Genomic DNA, 15,695 nt, shown 5'->3' on the forward strand with positions numbered 1-15,695 from the left:
TCTACATGTTGTTGAGGTGAAGGATGTTTCCGTCCGGATCCTTGAACCACGCCATCTTGAAATCGCCGGCGCTGTGAATGCCGTCGGCGAAATCCATGCCGTCATAGCGCTCGAAGCGTACGCCCTTTCCCATGAGGCTGCTGACGATCGCGTCGATCTCGTCGCCGACACCCCAGACGACCGCATTGGCCTTGTTGGTACCGGCAAAGTCGGACCGATAGACCACGAGCGTGGTCCTGCCGGTTCGGAATTCGGCCACGTCATCGTCCCCGCTGACATAGTCGAGCCCCAGCACGGTGCCGTAGAATTCGGTCGCGCGCTTCATGTCCGCGACGGCCACGATGGCCGCGCTGTCCTTGTCCTTGAGCATCTCGCATCCTCGCCTCTTGCTATCACCGGAACGTCGGGAGAGAGCGCAGGTTGCGCATTATCGCCGAACTAGCCCCTAGGCGGCGCGACGGAGCAGCACTAGATTTAGGGTATGACCGACCTTCCCGGGCGACGCCCGCCGCCCCTTCCTGAAACGGCTCTCACCTTTCGCGAGCAGCTCGAGAATTTTCGGCTGCTCGGCCGGCTGCTCGTGCAGATCTGGCACACCAGCCCTCCTCTGGCGGTCGCCAGCGTCTGCCTGCGTCTTCTCGGCGCACTGCAGCCCATCGCCATGCTCTGGGTGGGCAAGCTCATCATCGACGAGGTCGTACGCCTCAGCGGCATCACCGCGCCCGGCCCGGCATTTGGTGACTGGTGGGCCAGCGGCACGCTCAATCACGTCGTCACGCTGCTGCTGATCGAACTTGCGCTGGTCGTCGGCATAGACATCATCAACCGGGCCATGAACCTGGTCGACTCGATCCTGAGCGAGCTGCATTCAAACCAGATGAGCGTCGATCTGATGGCGCATGCGGCAAAGCTCGACCTGCGGCATTTCGAAAGCGCGGAATATCAGGACCGGCTCGAACGCGCCCGACGGCAGGCCGCCGGCCGTAATGCGCTGCTCTCCGTGCTGTTCGGACAGGCGCAGAACGTGATCACCGTCGCCACCCTGGCAGCGGGCCTGTTCATCTATGCCCCCTGGCTCATCCTGCTGCTTCCCATCTCCTTCATGCCGGCGGTCTTGGGGGAAACCCGATTCAACCAGCTCGCCTATTGGCTTTCGCGCTGGCGCACGCCCGAACGCCGCGAACTCGAATACATCCGCTACATCGGCGCGACACCCGAAACCGCCAAGGAGATCAAGCTCTTTGGCCTCGGCGACTTCCTCGTCTCGCGGTTCCGGACGCTGGCCCACACGATCTTTGTCGAAAACACCCGCGTCGCCCGTCAGCGCGCCTTCTGGGGCGCCATTTTTGCGGCGATATCCACCCTGACCTACTACGCCGCCTACGGATTTATCGTGTGGCGCACCATTGCCGGTGAGTTCACCATCGGCGATCTGGCGTTCCTTTCGGGCTCGTTCCTGAGGCTCAATGGTCTCTTCCAGGCGATCCTGCTCGGCTTCACTCAGGTCGCCGCGCAGTCGATGTATCTCGACGACCTGTTCTCGTTTTTCGAGATCCAGCCCGGCATCGTGTCACCTGCCACGCCAAAGCCCTTCCCTGCGCCGCTTCGCCAGGGCATCCGCTTCGAGAATGTGGGTTTCCGCTATCCCGATACCGATACCTGGGCGGTGCGCAATCTCAGTTTCGACCTCAAGGCCGGCGAGACGCTGGCCCTGGTGGGCGAAAACGGGGCGGGCAAGACCACAATCGTCAAGCTCATCACCCGCCTCTACGATCCGGACGAAGGGCGCGTGACCATTGACGGCGTCGACCTTCGTGAGCTGTCGCTGACCGAAATCCATGCCAATATCGGCGTCATCTTTCAGGACTTCATCCGCTATTCGCTGACCGCGCGCGACAATATCGCGGTGGGCAGGATCGCGGCGCGCGAGGATGCCACCCGCATCGACCGGGCCGCCGAGCAAAGTCTCGCCGACGGCGTCATTGCCAAGCTCCCCAAGGGCTACGACCAGCAACTCGGCAGGCTGTTCCGCGAGGGCCGCGACCTCTCGGGAGGCGAATGGCAGAAGGTCGCCATAGCCCGGGCCTATATGCGTGACGCGCAGCTGATCATTCTCGACGAACCCACCGCCGCTCTCGATGCCAAGGCGGAAGCGGAGGTCTTTGCCCGTTTCAAGGGGCTGGCGCAGGGCAAGACCGCGGTCATCATCTCACATCGCTTCTCCACCGTGCGCATGGCCGATCGCATTCTCGTGCTCGACGGCGGCGCCATTCTCGAAGCAGGGACGCACGAAGAACTGGTCGCTCTTGGCGGCCGCTATGCCGAACTGTTCGAACTCCAGGCCGCCGGATATCGCTGAAGGCGCCCGGACAAGCTGAGGTGCCAGGCTGGTCAGCCCGCACGAACCACCCTAACTATTGACGATGTGCCTCACGGGATCCCAACAGTGCCCCTGCCGGAAGACCACCATCTCACCGTCATCGCCGAGACCTACCGGCTGCTTGGAGACCCCACGCGCCTCAAGGTCGTGCTCACCTGCCTCGAAGGCCCGATTGCCGTGGGCGACATCGCCAAGGCGACCGGCGCCAGCCAATCGCTGGTCAGCCACCACCTTCGCCTGTTGCGGGCGGCCCGGCTGGTGCGCGGCACGCGGCGCAACAAGCAGGTACTTTACGAAGCGGCCGACCACCATATCGCGAGCATGCTCGCAGACATGATCGCGCATGCGGCAGAAGATGTGGACGACGATACCCACGTCGATTGAACTGGAACTCGCATCTTTGCCCGGAAATATTCAATGATCTGAAAGCTTTGATACGCCATGAGCCTCCTTCCGGGGCATGGTGGATTGAACATGACTGCAATTGGCATCGATCTGGGAACCACCAATTCCCTGGTTTCCGTGTTCGAAGACGGACGTGCCCGGCTGCTGCCCAATGCCCTGGGCGACTATCTGACCCCATCAGTCGTCGGCCTTGCCGACGATGGCAGGACAATGCTGATGGGCAAGGCTGCGCTGAGCCGCCTCGCGCTTCATCCGGACCGCACCGCAGCGCGCTTCAAGCGCCTCATGGGAACGAAGACCTCGATAAAGCTGGGCCGCAGCAGCTTCGACGCCACCCAGCTTTCGGCATTCGTGCTGCGTGCCCTCAAGGCGGACGCCGAAGCGGCACTTGGCATCCCGGTCGATGCGGCGGTCATTTCCGTACCGGCCTATTTCAATGCCATTCAGCGGCAGGCAACCAAGGACGCTGCCGAGATTGCCGGGCTCAAGGTGACCCGCCTCATCAATGAACCCACCGCAGCGGCCTTGGCCACCGGCCTGCTCGACCGTACCGCCGAGACGACCTTCGTGGTGCTCGACCTCGGCGGTGGCACGTTCGACGTATCCGTCCTCGAAATGTTCGACGGCGTCATGGAGGTTCGGGCCAGCGCCGGTGACGCCATGCTCGGCGGCGAGGACTTCACCCGTCAGCTTGCCAGGCATCTGTCGGGTGAGGCGGGCATCGACTTCTCGTCCCTACCTGCCACCGAGGCCGAGCATCTGTTGTCCATCACCGAGCGCTTCAAGCGCGAACTGGCCACGGGCGACCAGGCGACCGCCTCGGCGCAAATCGCGGGACGCATCCACGACTTCCGCATCAATCGCAACGCCTTCGAGAAGACCACAGCGGACCTCTTGGCGCGTATGCGCCGCCCCATCGACCGCTGTCTCTATGATGCTCGGATTGATGTCGCGCGCATAGACAAGGTCGTCCTGGTCGGGGGCGCAACGCGTATGCACGCTGTCCGCTCACTTGCCGCGCGCATTTTCCGGCAGCTACCGGTGCAGATAATCGATCCCGATCACGCCATCGCCCTCGGCGCCGCGATCCAGGCGGGACTCGCCACAAGGGACGCGGCTCTCGATGACGTGGTGATGACCGACGTGGCGCCATTTTCCCTCGGGATCAGCAGCGCCACCCGAAGCGGACAACACCTGCTCGATGGCCTCTTCGCACCCATCATCGAGCGCAACACGCCCCTGCCCGCCAGCCGCAGTCGCACATTCTCGACCATCAGCGACAACCAGCTGATCATCGAAATCGAGGTCTACCAGGGCGAAGCGGCGACCGTTGCGGACAACATCGCGCTCGGCAAGCTCAATGTACCCGTACCGCCGGCCCCGGCGGGTAGAGAAGCCATCGATGTCCGCTTCACCTATGACACCAGCGGGCTCCTGGCCGTCGACACTACGATCCTCTCGACCAGCGCCAAATTCTCGACGCTGATCGACAATCTCGCCCAGGCGCTGTCTCCTGCTGAAAAGGCGAGGCGGCTGCAGGAAATGGACGCGCTCAAGGTTCATCCCCGCGAGGACGCCCGCAACCGCGCGCTGCTCGAAGCCATCGACCAGCTCCATGCCATGCTGCTGGGCGAAGATCGCGCGCAGGCGCAGGCACTGCGCATTCGGTTCGAGGTCGCGCTGGCCGGACAGGATCCGAAGGTGATCGAACTCGAACGGGAGCGGATCGTCCCGCTGCTTGACCATCTGGAGCGAGCCCTTGTCCGCTGAATGGCCATGGTCCGCACTGGGGCTCGATGAACCCGCCACAGGCGAGCGCGACATCAAGCGCGCCTATGCCGCACGTCTGCGGCTGATCGATATCGACCGCGACATAGCCGGCTTCGAAGCGCTCCGCGCCGCCTATGACGCCGCCCTTGATCGACTGAGCACGAGCGCCGCGGACAGCGGACCGTCCTTCTCGGGTCAGCATCCTGACTTCGGTCGCATCGCCGCTCCGGACAGTCCGGAAGCCGACGAGCGCGACGCTGAATCCTCGATCGGCAAGATCATCTGGCTGCTGCAGAGCCGGCACTTTGCGCCCGATGCCTGGCAGCCTCTGCTCACCGCGCCCGACATCGACACACCGGCCCTGCAGCAATATGTCGAAAGCCTCCTCGTCCGGGATCTCGAGCTTGGCCTCGAACGTGGCAACGCTCCGTCGCTGACCTGGATCGACCTCGTGGACCGGCATTTCGGCTGGTCCGAGGACAGTGTCGGGTTCGCGCGGCGGCACCCCGCTTCCAGACATCTGCTCTCGGAGCTCTACGCTGCATACGACGGCGCACCCGCCCGGCATACGCCCGTGCGGGCTCGACCGCTGCCGCTTGCCCTGAGGTGGTATGCGCTCGTCGGCTACACCGTCCTCATCTTCGCTTTCCACGCGCTGATGTTCGTCTGACCATGGGATTTTTCTTCGCATTCTGCGTACTGATCATTTTCGTGGTGCTGTCCAAGCGCCTTGGCGCCCGGCTCCTGCGCGCCATCGACGGACACGCGGCCCGTCGCGGCCGCCTGCCGCCTCTCTGGGCCTTTCGCCAGTGGCTCGCCCGTCCGCTCTGGGGATTTCAGCGCGGCCCGATAATCCTGTCCGGCGCGACGGCGTGCTTCTGCCTCCACTCTCTGCTGACGATCATCGGCCCGCTTTCCTCCTCTCCCTTCGTGCCCCACACCAAGGTGAGCGCGGCGACCACTGGGCTCATGAGGCTTTACGGCGCTCCGCGCGAGTGGCTGGCGCCCGTGCGGGCGGTTTCGCTCGAAGAGCGCACCCAAAACATGTCCAACTATCCGTTTCCGCGCCTTCATCTCGACTATTCCGGTGCGGGCGAGGATGAAGAACTGGGCGGCATCATCATTTGCGACCGCATCCCCGGAGCCGGCGCAACGGCCTGCAGGCTGAACCTCGCCACGCCCTTGTGGGTCCCGGCAGGCCAATCCGCCGACAGCTATCGCTTGCCCGCCCGGCTTGGTCTTGTTCTTTCAAGCGACGGCGACGCGACCATCGCATCGTGGCATGCGGGTTACGATACCGATGAGCCGTCGACCGCGGCCGCCACACTGGGTGGCCGCGATACCACCGTCAGGCTCCGCCCGCCTTCGCCCCTACCCGGCGACTGGTTGCCGGATGCCGCAGCCGGACTGTTCGCACCGGTTCTGTCCCTGGACTGGCCCGTCGCCAGCGCGCGCCCAACCGAACGATATGTGTTCGGTTCGGGCGCCGAACGGACGTTGATCGCGCTGTTTCTGCGCCTGTCGCAGCAGGCTGGCGATGAGATCCTGGTCGGACATGGTGTGTCACAACTGCGCGCGAATGTTCTCGCCGATTATGTCACTATTCTCGGTCATCTCGATGAAAACCCCGAGATCAAGGAGCTGCTGGCGGGTTTCGAGCCGCGCAGCAACGATGCGGACGCCATCGCCAGGGCCCTCGCCCGTCAACCGCAGCTCTCCACCTTATACCGCCGTCGCGACGTTCACGCCGCAAGGGTTTACGATGCGCTGCTGCGCGACCTCCGGGAAACCGGGCTCGTTCCATAGTTTCACAGATAGCGGCACCACACCGACGACGCTTGACGGAATTACATATAAACAGATATTCATATGTTGACATATTGGATATCGAAGATGACCGCGCATCACGACCATAATCCGCACCATGACCACGCCGGCCACGATCACACTCACCACGACCATGCCGGGCACAGCCACGCGCCAAAGGTGAGCCGCTCGAACGAGCGCGCGGTATTGATCGGCCTGTGTCTGACCGGCAGTTTCATGATCGCCGAACTGGTGGGCGGATATCTCTCGGGATCTCTCGCGCTGATCGCAGATGCCGGACACATGTTGACTGATACGGTTGCGCTGTTCCTCGCCTGGCTTGGTTTCCGCCTGGGCAGCCGGGCGGCCGACGCGCGCCGGAGTTTCGGGTACTCGCGGCTCGAAGTATTGGCCGGCCTGCTCAATGCCCTGACGCTGTTCGGGCTGGTGGGCTGGATCACCTGGGAAGCCGTGCAACGTCTGTTCCGCCCCGAGGACGTGCTGGCCGGGCCGATGCTGGCCGTTGCGGTACTGGGACTGATCGTCAATCTCGTCGTCTTCCGGATCCTTTCGAGAGCCGATTCCGATCACGTCAACATCAAAGGTGCGCTGCTGCATGTCCTGGGCGACCTGCTGGGCTCCGTCGGCGCCATCGCTGCGGCAGTGATTATCTGGCTCACGGGCTGGATGCCGATCGACCCCATCCTGTCGGTGCTGGTGAGCCTTTTGATCCTGCGCAGTGCCTGGACCTTGCTGACGCGCACGTTCAATATTCTGATGGAAGGCGCGCCTGATGGCGTCGAACTCGAAACGCTCAAGGCAGATCTTTTGGCGACGGTCCCTGGCCTCGCCAATGTAGGCCACCTCCACGTCTGGTCGCTGTCATCGGGCCAGACCATGGCAACTCTCGAAATCGCCGTTGCGACGGGTGCCGAACCTGCTGCGGTCGCCAAGGAGGTCAAGCAAAACCTCGCGAAGAAACACGATATCGGGCATGCCACAGTGGAGATCGACTGGAGTGGAAACGGCATGCAGTGCCCGGCGGGCAGGCCTGCGGCTTAGGCCCTGTTCAGCCCATGTGCGTAGCGCCTGGCGGCAAGCCCGGCGGCACGCCCGGTCGCCATGCACGCGGAGAGGAGATAACCTCCAGTCGGCGCTTCCCAGTCGAGCATCTCGCCGCAGACAAAGACCCCGGGTAAAGCTTCGAGCATGAAGTCCTCGGTGACCCCATCCCAGGCAACACCGCCCGCTACGGAAATGGCCCGAGACATCGGTTGCGTCGCATCGAGCACAAGCGGCAGCGCCTTGATCAGGGCTGCGAGGCGTGCGGGCGCCAAGGTCTGCGCATCGGGTGACAGCTCGCGAACAAGACCCGCCTTGACCCCGTCGAGCCCGGCGCCTTTGCGCAGCCGATTGGAAAAACTGGTCTTGGCCGGTTGCCGCGTCAGGTCTGCAGCGAGCTTCTCCAACGTCCGCCCGGGAACGAGATCGAGGGTCAGCACCGCCGAGCCATCCCGCTCGATCCGGTCGCGCAACTGTGCGGCGTGGGCATAGACAAGGCTGCCCTCGATGCCATCGCGCGTGACGACGAACTCCCCCTGAATGGAGCCCGCATCGCTCGTGGCGATCACCGCCTTGATCGGCTCACCGGCGAAGCGCTCGATGAACACGTCGCTCCAATGCTTGTGGAAACCGCAATTTGCCGGACGGAATGGCGCGACGCCGACACCCTTCCCAACCAGCCACGGCACCCAGGCCGCATCAGATCCAAGCTCGGGCCAGCTGGCTCCGCCAAGCGCCAGAACCACGGCATCGAAGGCTTCCCGCACCCTGCCATCGGGCGTGTCGAAGACCAGCCTATCACCATCGAAACCCATCCATCGGTGGCGCACTTTAAGACTGACACCGACGTCACCCAGCCGCCGGAGCCAGGCGCGCAGCAGTGGCGAGGCTTTCATGGCCACCGGAAATACGCGCCCGGACGAACCGACGAAGGTCTCGACCCCCAGCCCCGCGCACCATGCGCGCACCGCGGCGGCTGGAAGCGCATCAAGCGCGGCCTGGAGACGCGGCAAGGGAGCGCCGTAGCGCAGGTCGAACAGGGCCTTGTCCTCGGCATGGGTGATATTGAGCCCGGATTTTCCGGCCATCAGGAATTTTCGACCTGCCGTGGGCATGGCCTCGAAGACCACCACGTCATCGCCGTGTCCTGCCGCTTCTTCGGCAGCCATCAGTCCGGCGGGTCCACCCCCAATGATTGCGATCCGCGCCATGCCTGTCCAATGCTCGTTGCGTGGGCAATAGCGCATGTTCAGCGCCGCGGCAAACGCGCTCCTCTCGTCAAGTCCCGTTAAGTTTCGCCTAATAGATCGCCACATATGATTACGACGTTTCTGGCGGGGGCCTGACGATGCGCATGTTGATTGTCGATGACAGCCGATCAAGTCTTGCGCTCATCGGCAGCATAGTCAAAGACGCTGTAATGGGGGATGTCGAACTCTGCCTCAATCCCCTCGAAGCGCTGGAAAAATGTCGCGACGAACAATTCGACCTCATCATCGTCGATCACATCATGCCCGAAATGGACGGGGTCGCCTTTACCGCTGCGCTGCGCGCCCGCCCCGCCTACCGCATCGTGCCGATCATCATGGTCACTTCCGACCACGACAAGACCGTGCGCATCGACGCGATCAAGGCCGGTGCGACGGATTTTCTGCACAAGCCGTTTGACCCCACCGAACTCCAGGCGCGCGTCGCCAACCTACTCGCCCTGCGTCAGGCGCAGGTTGAACTGGCCGATCGCGCCAACTGGCTGGCGCGCGAAGTCGAACGGGCCACGGCCCATCTCCTCGCTCGCGAAGAAGAGATCATCTATCGCCTCGCCCGCGCGATCGAATATCGTGACGGCGATACCGGCGAGCACGTGTCCCGCGTGGCCCAGGTCAGCCAGCTGATCGGCGAGGGCATCGGCCTGCCCGCCGATCGATGCCGGATGATCTACCTGGCCGCACCGCTGCACGACATCGGCAAGATCGGCATCGCTGACGCAATTCTTTCCAAGCCCGGCAAGCTCACGCCCGAGGAGATGGACATCATGCGCCAGCATGTGACCATCGGCGCACGCATTCTAGAGCGCGGCGGCTCGGACCTCATCCGCACCGCCGAACTCATCGCGCAAAGCCATCACGAGAAGTGGGACGGCACGGGCTATCCCGATCGCCTCTCGGGCACCGACATTCCGATCGAAGCGCGCATCGTCGCCATCGCCGATGTGTTCGACGCGCTCTGTTCCGAAAGGCCCTACAAGGCAGCATGGCCGATCGAAAAAGCCTATGCGGAAATCGTGCGGTGCAGCGGCTCGCATTTTGATCCTGCCTGCGTCGCTGCCTTCCGCGCCAAGTGGCCGGAAATTTCCGCGGCGATGCTCCCGGCTCCCCAGGCACAAGCTGTCGGGTTTTGATCCTTTATCCCTGGTCTTGAGTGCGGGCCGTTGCGTTTGTGGGCCAGCGCACGCCTGTCTGGATTTTCAAATCTGCACTTTTCGCCGCAAGTGAATCATCGAGTATACTTGCGCCAATTCTTCCGGATCGATTCAGAGTCAAACGCGCTCGATTCAGTCGGGACAGCCTTTGATTCACGATGATTCAAGCCGAAACAATAGAGACAATTTTATTAAAACAAATATTTCGCGAAGTAACACTTGAAAGTCGGATGTTGTTTTTCAGGAAAATTTTCAAGCGTAACCAATGTTTAAGCACTGAATGCAAGTATACGTTAAAGCCGGATGGGAATACGGCCAACTAACTGGAACCCGAACGAGCAGAGCGAGAATAGCCCCGCCCCCGATCCACATCGCCTACCGATTTTCCCTGTGTTATTCGCGGTAGAGAGACAGAATGTCATTCTCAATCATCTGTATCCGGTCATGACCATGACCGAGGAACGTACCCACACGCTCGTCATGACGGGCGATGCAGGCATCAAATCCGCAAAGGATGTTGCGGCTGTCCTGCATGAAGCAATCGAACAAAACGCCCGCATAGAAGTCGACACGCAAACTGTGTCTGCTGCGGACATCACGACTGTGCAGACTTTGTTGTCGGCCCGGGTGTCTGCCAACGCCCGCCACAAAACGCTGCACATGCTGACGCCGCTCGGCGCGCCCTTGCAGGCGGTCCTGGAGCAGGCGGGCTTTCTTTCGCCCGGACAGGAGCACCTGGGCTTCTGGTCCGCCACGCCCGACCAGCCAGCAGGACACTGAGCATGACCAAGACCATCCTGACCATCGACGATTCCGCCTCCATCCGCCAGATGGTCGCCATGACGCTGACGGCCGCAGGGCTCGATGTCATTGAAGCCGGCAATGGCGCCGAAGGCTACGACAAGGCCACCACCAACACGGTTCACGCCGTTCTGACCGATCTCAACATGCCGGTGCTGAACGGCATCGAGTTCATCCGCAAGTACCGCCAGCACCCATCCTCCAAGGGTATTCCGATCATCCTTCTCACCACCGAGTCCGATGAGGAGCTGAAGCGCCAGGCCAAGGAAGCCGGCGCCACGGGCTGGATCGTCAAGCCGTTCAAGCAGGATCAGCTGCTGGCGATCATCAAGAAGGTCACGGGCGCATGAACATCTCCGATCCCTCGGAAACTTTCCGCCAGGAAGCGCGCGAGCTGCTCGAACAGCTCGAAGCCGGCCTGCTCGATCTCGAGCAGGACCCGTCAAACGCCGATCTCATAAACTCGACCTTTCGCGCCCTGCACACCATCAAGGGCTCCGGCGCCATGTTCGGCTTCACCGCGGTGGCCGAATTCGTGCACGAGTTCGAAACCGCTTTCGATCAGGTCCGCAAGGGCCAGAGCCAGACCAATACGGCGCTGATCCGTGTCGCCCTCGACGCCAAGGACCATATCCACCTGCTGATCGAGTCGCCCGAAAGCGAGATCAGCGGCGGCGATGAAATCCTGACGCGTCTGCGCGCCGTCATTGCCGGCGTCACCGGCAAGGATGATGCACCGGTCGTGTCGATCGCCCAGGAAGTGGAACATGAGCCGGCTGCGCCTGTCGCCGCGTCCCGCTCCATTTGGCGGCTGGAATTCTATCTGCCCTCGGATGCCCTGATCTACGGCACCAATCCCCTTCTTCTGCTCGAAGAACTTGCCGGCATCGGCCCCACGACCGTCACTGCGCTGACCGGCCGTGTCCCCGATCTCGCGGCGCTCGACCCGGAAGTGCCCCATATCGGCTGGCGCGTGGATATCGAAGCCAACGACCCTACCGCTGCGATCGACGACGTCTTTCTGTTCCTGCGCGACAACATGGAACTGAGCCTGGTTCGCCTCGACGATGCAGTCGCGGCTGCCGCCCAGGCAGACATCGCTGCTGCGGCAGACGAGGTCGCGCTCGACGTCGTGCCCGTCGCCGTCGCGCCTGTTCAGGTTCAGAACCAGGCGGCAAAGCCAAGGCCCGCACCGGCCGGCGACGCGCCCGACCGCACCGCCGCCTCTTCGCTGCGTGTCCCAGCCGAACGTCTCGACGAGCTGATGGACCGGGTCGGAGAACTGGTGATTGCCCAGGCGCGTCTCAGCCAGATCGCCGGGCTCAGCTCCGACACGGCGCTCAAGACCATAGCCGAAGAGCTCGAACGCCTGTCATCGGGATTGCGGGACACCACGATGGGCATCCGCATGGTGCCGATCGGGACGCTCTTCAGCCGCTTCCGTCGCCTTATCCACGACCTGTCCGGCGAACTGGGCAAGCCCATCGAGTTCATCACCACGGGCGAGGAAACCGAGCTCGACAAGACCATGATCGAGCGGCTTGCCGATCCCTTGGTCCACCTCATTCGCAATTCCGTGGACCACGGTCTCGAAAGCGCGGAAAAGCGCATCGCAGCCGGCAAGCCGGCCAAGGGTGTCGTCCGCCTGTCCGCTGTCTACTCAGGTGCGGAAGTCGCGATTTCGGTCACCGACGACGGCGCCGGGCTCAACACCGCCCGCATCCGCGCCAAGGCCGAAGAAAACGGCCTGATCACGCCCGAGGCCAAGCTCACCGATCAGGAGCTGCACCACCTGATTTTCGCGCCCGGCTTCTCCACCGCCAAGGAGGTGACGTCGCTCTCCGGACGCGGCGTCGGCATGGACGTGGTCAAGCGCACGATCGACAGTCTGCGCGGCACCATCGACGTGGCCAGCAAGCCGGGCGAGGGCTCGATCATGACCCTGCGCCTGCCCCTGACGCTCGCCATCATCGATGGCATGCTGATCCGGGTGGGCAACGGCCGCTACACCATTCCGCTATCGGCGGTCGAGGAGTGCGTCGAGCTTCCAGAAGGCATCGAGGCCCACGCCAGGGGCCGCAACTTCCTCGATATCCGCGGTGCGCTGGTTCCCTATCTCCGGCTGCGCGAGGTCTTCGGCACCACGAGCGAGCCCGAGCCGCACCAGAAGGTCGTCATCGTCTCCTCAGGCGAAGGCCGGGTGGGCCTCGTCGTCGATCAGATCATCGGCAACAACCAGACGGTCATCAAGCAGCTCTCCAAGCTTCATTCGGGGATCAAGTCCTTCTCCGGCGCAACCATCCTGGGTGACGGCACCGTCGCCCTGATCCTGGACACAGCGCACCTGGTGGCGTCAGGCCAGTCTTATGTCGATCGCACCATCACCGGGAGGGCTGCATGAGCCAGATCCAGGAACACGCATCGTCCACCATGACGGCGCTGACCATCAGGCTCGACGACGAACTCTTCGCCGTCGAAGCCGGACGGGTGCGCGAGATCCTCGATCTCGTCCCCATTACCGAAGTCCCAAATGCTCCCGATTTCGTCGGCGGCCTCATCAATGTGCGGGGGCGCGTCGTGCCCCTCGCCGACCTGCGGGTAATGTTCGGAATGAACCGGCCCGAGCCGGACCAGGACACCCGCATCGTGGTGATGGAAGTGGATATGGATGGCGAAGCCACCATAGCCGGCATCCTCGCCGACAAGGTCCATGACGTCACCGATATCGAGGCCGCTTCCATCGAGGAAGCGCCCAAGGTCGGCATGCGTTGGCGCCCCGAATTCATCAAGGGCATCGGCAAGCGCAATGGCGGCTTCATCATCATTCCGGACATGGAACGAATTTTCGAAACGACGGACGGCAGAAACTCGTCCACGGCTACAGAAGAAAGGCCAGTATCGTGAGACTGACTATCAAGACAAAACTGGCGGCGGTCTTTACCACCGTCGTGGCGCTTTCGGGCGCCGGCATGTTCATCGCCATCCAGAACCTGGGTACGATCAACGAGCGCATGGACACGATCGTCAACGGCCCTGTCACCCGCTCGCTGGCGCTCAAGCAGATGCAGTATGACATGGCGTCGGTCTCCAACGATATCCGCTCCATGATCATCAGCACCGATGATGCCGAAATCTCGGCCCTTCGTCGCGATGTCGCGGATCGGATCGGCAAGCTCACCAGCAACGCCGAGGGCATGGTCGGCCAGTTCGCTCTCCCCGAGCTGAACGAGCGCATGCAGACCATCGTGACCACCATGGGAGCCTACGAGACGGCTCTTGCACGCGTTCAGGAAGAAGCATCCAAGAATAGCGACCAGCAAGCATTCGAAATTTCGACCACCCGCGGCAGCGCCGCGATCACTGCCGCCGAAAATTCGATCGGCCTGCTGCGCAGCACCCTGACCAGCCGTATCTCGACCGGCGACGTTTCGGCCAACCAGGCCTATCAGGTCGCCAGCGACCTGCAGGTTGGCGTGTCCAACGCCTTCCGTCAGCACCGCAACGTGCTGCTGGCCTCCAGTGATCCGGTCAAGCAGGCCGAATGGCTCGCCGATTTCGAGGCCGCTGCCGCAGCCCTGCCGGTCGAGATGGAACGCCTTGCACGCATGGTCACCGGCGGCGAGGTCAGCCAGCTCAACCAGGTCCGCACCGACGTGACGACCCTGCTCGAAGCCAGTGCCGCCGCAAACGTCATCGCACAGGAACGCTCGCAGTTCCTGGCCAACGAGCTCAATGCCACCGAGGCGGCTCCCTTGCGCGCCTCCATCAGCGGTCTCGTCGACGAGATCGTCGCCCGCAATGACCAGGTGCTCGCTGACGCAGTGACCAATGCCAATGCCATGTACGAACAGAGCCGCCTGCTGCTGATCGCGCTGCTCGCCGGTTCGGTGCTGATTGCTGCCGTCGCGGCCATCTGGATCGTCGTGTCGATTTCCCGCGCCCTCTCCAGCGCTGCACGCCTTGCCGAAGAAGTTGCGGCTGGCAATCTGTCCGCCACCGCAAAGGTCAGCGGCGACGACGAAGTCGGCGACCTTATCAAGACCCTCAACGCCATGACCCGCAAGCTGCGTGAAGTCGTAGCCGAAGTGACCGCCGCGACCCGCAATGTCGCCGCGGGCTCGCAGGAAATGTCGGCCACGGCCGAACAGCTCTCGCAGGGTGCCACCGAACAGGCGTCCTCGACCGAAGAAGCCTCGGCATCCATGGAAGAAATGGCCGCCACCATCAAGCAGTCTGCCGACAATGCTTCGCAGACCGAAAAGATCGCCCGCCAGTCTGCTGCCGATGCGATCGCCTCCGGCGAGGCCGTCAACAACGCCGTCACGGCGATGCAGACCATTGCCGAAAAGATCATGGTCGTGCAGGAAATCGCCCGCCAGACCGACCTTCTCGCCCTCAACGCCGCGGTGGAAGCCGCTCGTGCCGGCGAACATGGCCGCGGTTTCGCAGTCGTGGCATCCGAAGTGCGCAAGCTGGCCGAACGCAGCCAGGCTGCAGCAGCCGAGATCTCGACCCTTTCGGGCACGACCGTGAAGGCCGCCCAGTCCGCCGGCGAAATGCTCGGCAAGTTGGTGCCCGATATCCAGCGCACGGCCGAACTGGTGGAAGAAATCTCCGCCGGCAGCCGCGAGCAGAATGCCGGTGCAGCCCAGATCAACACGGCCATCCAGCAGCTCGACAAGGTCACCCAGCAGAACACCTCGGCCGCCGAAGAAATGTCGGCGACCTCGGAAGAGCTGGCCAGCCAGGCCGAACAGCTGCAGGCCGCCATCAGCTACTTCCGCGTCGATGCCTCGACCCACGCACCGGCCGCCAACGACGCTGTCGAGCATGACGAGCTCAAGGCCGCCATCATGGCCAAGGCACCGCACATGGCGCCGCGCGCCAAGGCAGCCAAGCCCGCCAAGAGCAAGCCCAAGTCCTCCAATGCCGGCGGCGGGTTCGATCTCGACATGGGCGACATGGGTGATGACCTCGACAGCGACTTCTCCCGTCGCGGCGCGGCCTGATCCGAGCGCTCCCGGGCCTCAGGCAGCGCCGGCCCGGGATCAT

The 15,695-nt window shown here is 63.2% G+C and carries 14 protein-coding genes; 12 read left to right on the plus strand and 2 right to left on the minus strand.

Going from position 1 to position 15,695, the window contains the following annotated elements:
* Position 1: 1 nt before the first annotated feature.
* Positions 2-370 carry a VOC family protein gene (locus CCK88_RS11090; RefSeq protein WP_086470483.1) on the minus strand — a complete coding sequence of 123 codons (369 nt, stop codon included), beginning with the start codon at positions 368-370 and terminating at the stop codon, positions 2-4.
* 111 nt (positions 371-481) lie between these two features.
* On the opposite strand from CCK88_RS11090, the gene CCK88_RS11095 reads away from it, so the two are divergent.
* From CCK88_RS11095 to CCK88_RS11120, 6 genes are all read left to right on the plus strand, one after another.
* The gene (locus CCK88_RS11095) at positions 482-2,359 is read left to right on the plus strand and encodes an ABC transporter ATP-binding protein (RefSeq protein ID WP_086470484.1); all 1,878 of its coding nucleotides are present in this window, start codon (positions 482-484) and stop codon (positions 2,357-2,359) included.
* An 87-nt stretch (positions 2,360-2,446) separates the two neighbouring features.
* A complete protein-coding gene (locus CCK88_RS11100; RefSeq protein ID WP_244557473.1) occupies positions 2,447-2,764 on the plus strand; it encodes an ArsR/SmtB family transcription factor in 318 nt (105 codons plus the stop codon).
* 90 nt (positions 2,765-2,854) lie between these two features.
* Positions 2,855-4,555 (plus strand): Hsp70 family protein, encoded by a 1,701-nt coding sequence (locus tag CCK88_RS11105; protein ID WP_086470486.1) that lies wholly within the window; start codon positions 2,855-2,857, stop codon positions 4,553-4,555.
* A complete protein-coding gene (locus tag CCK88_RS11110; RefSeq protein ID WP_140048965.1) occupies positions 4,545-5,225 on the plus strand; it encodes a hypothetical protein in 681 nt (226 codons plus the stop codon). The genes CCK88_RS11105 and CCK88_RS11110 overlap by 11 nt, the downstream gene beginning before the upstream one ends.
* A gap of 2 nt (positions 5,226-5,227) precedes the next feature.
* A complete protein-coding gene (locus CCK88_RS11115) occupies positions 5,228-6,361 on the plus strand; it encodes a hypothetical protein (RefSeq protein ID WP_086470488.1) in 1,134 nt (377 codons plus the stop codon).
* Between the two features lie 87 nt (positions 6,362-6,448).
* The gene (locus CCK88_RS11120) at positions 6,449-7,423 is read left to right on the plus strand and encodes a cation diffusion facilitator family transporter (RefSeq protein WP_086470489.1); all 975 of its coding nucleotides are present in this window, start codon (positions 6,449-6,451) and stop codon (positions 7,421-7,423) included.
* On the opposite strand, the gene CCK88_RS11125 is transcribed toward CCK88_RS11120, so the two are convergent.
* Positions 7,420-8,634 (minus strand): TIGR03862 family flavoprotein, encoded by a 1,215-nt coding sequence (locus CCK88_RS11125; RefSeq protein ID WP_086470490.1) that lies wholly within the window; start codon positions 8,632-8,634, stop codon positions 7,420-7,422. The genes CCK88_RS11120 and CCK88_RS11125 overlap by 4 nt on opposite strands.
* Positions 8,635-8,771: 137 nt before the next feature.
* Here CCK88_RS11125 and CCK88_RS11130 point away from each other — a divergent pair, with 137 nt between their 5' ends.
* From CCK88_RS11130 to CCK88_RS11155, 6 genes are all read left to right on the plus strand, one after another.
* Complete coding sequence (locus tag CCK88_RS11130) at positions 8,772-9,821, plus strand: HD domain-containing phosphohydrolase (protein WP_086470491.1); 1,050 nt, start codon at positions 8,772-8,774, stop codon at positions 9,819-9,821.
* Positions 9,822-10,292: 471 nt separating this feature from the next.
* Positions 10,293-10,622 (plus strand): STAS domain-containing protein, encoded by a 330-nt coding sequence (locus CCK88_RS11135; protein WP_170926435.1) that lies wholly within the window; start codon positions 10,293-10,295, stop codon positions 10,620-10,622.
* A gap of 2 nt (positions 10,623-10,624) precedes the next feature.
* Complete coding sequence (locus CCK88_RS11140) at positions 10,625-10,993, plus strand: response regulator (protein ID WP_086470493.1); 369 nt, start codon at positions 10,625-10,627, stop codon at positions 10,991-10,993.
* A complete protein-coding gene (locus CCK88_RS11145; RefSeq protein WP_086470494.1) occupies positions 10,990-13,044 on the plus strand; it encodes a chemotaxis protein CheA in 2,055 nt (684 codons plus the stop codon). Before CCK88_RS11140 ends, CCK88_RS11145 begins: the two co-directional genes overlap by 4 nt.
* On the plus strand, positions 13,041-13,547 hold the full coding sequence (locus CCK88_RS11150) for a chemotaxis protein CheW (protein ID WP_244557474.1): 507 nt from the start codon (positions 13,041-13,043) through the stop codon (positions 13,545-13,547). Before CCK88_RS11145 ends, CCK88_RS11150 begins: the two co-directional genes overlap by 4 nt.
* On the plus strand, positions 13,544-15,652 hold the full coding sequence (locus CCK88_RS11155) for a HAMP domain-containing methyl-accepting chemotaxis protein (RefSeq protein WP_170926436.1): 2,109 nt from the start codon (positions 13,544-13,546) through the stop codon (positions 15,650-15,652). The genes CCK88_RS11150 and CCK88_RS11155 overlap by 4 nt, the downstream gene beginning before the upstream one ends.
* Positions 15,653-15,695 lie beyond the last annotated feature (43 nt).

This window comes from Devosia lucknowensis (assembly GCF_900177655.1).
GTDB classification, from domain to species: Bacteria; Pseudomonadota; Alphaproteobacteria; order Rhizobiales; family Devosiaceae; genus Devosia; species Devosia lucknowensis.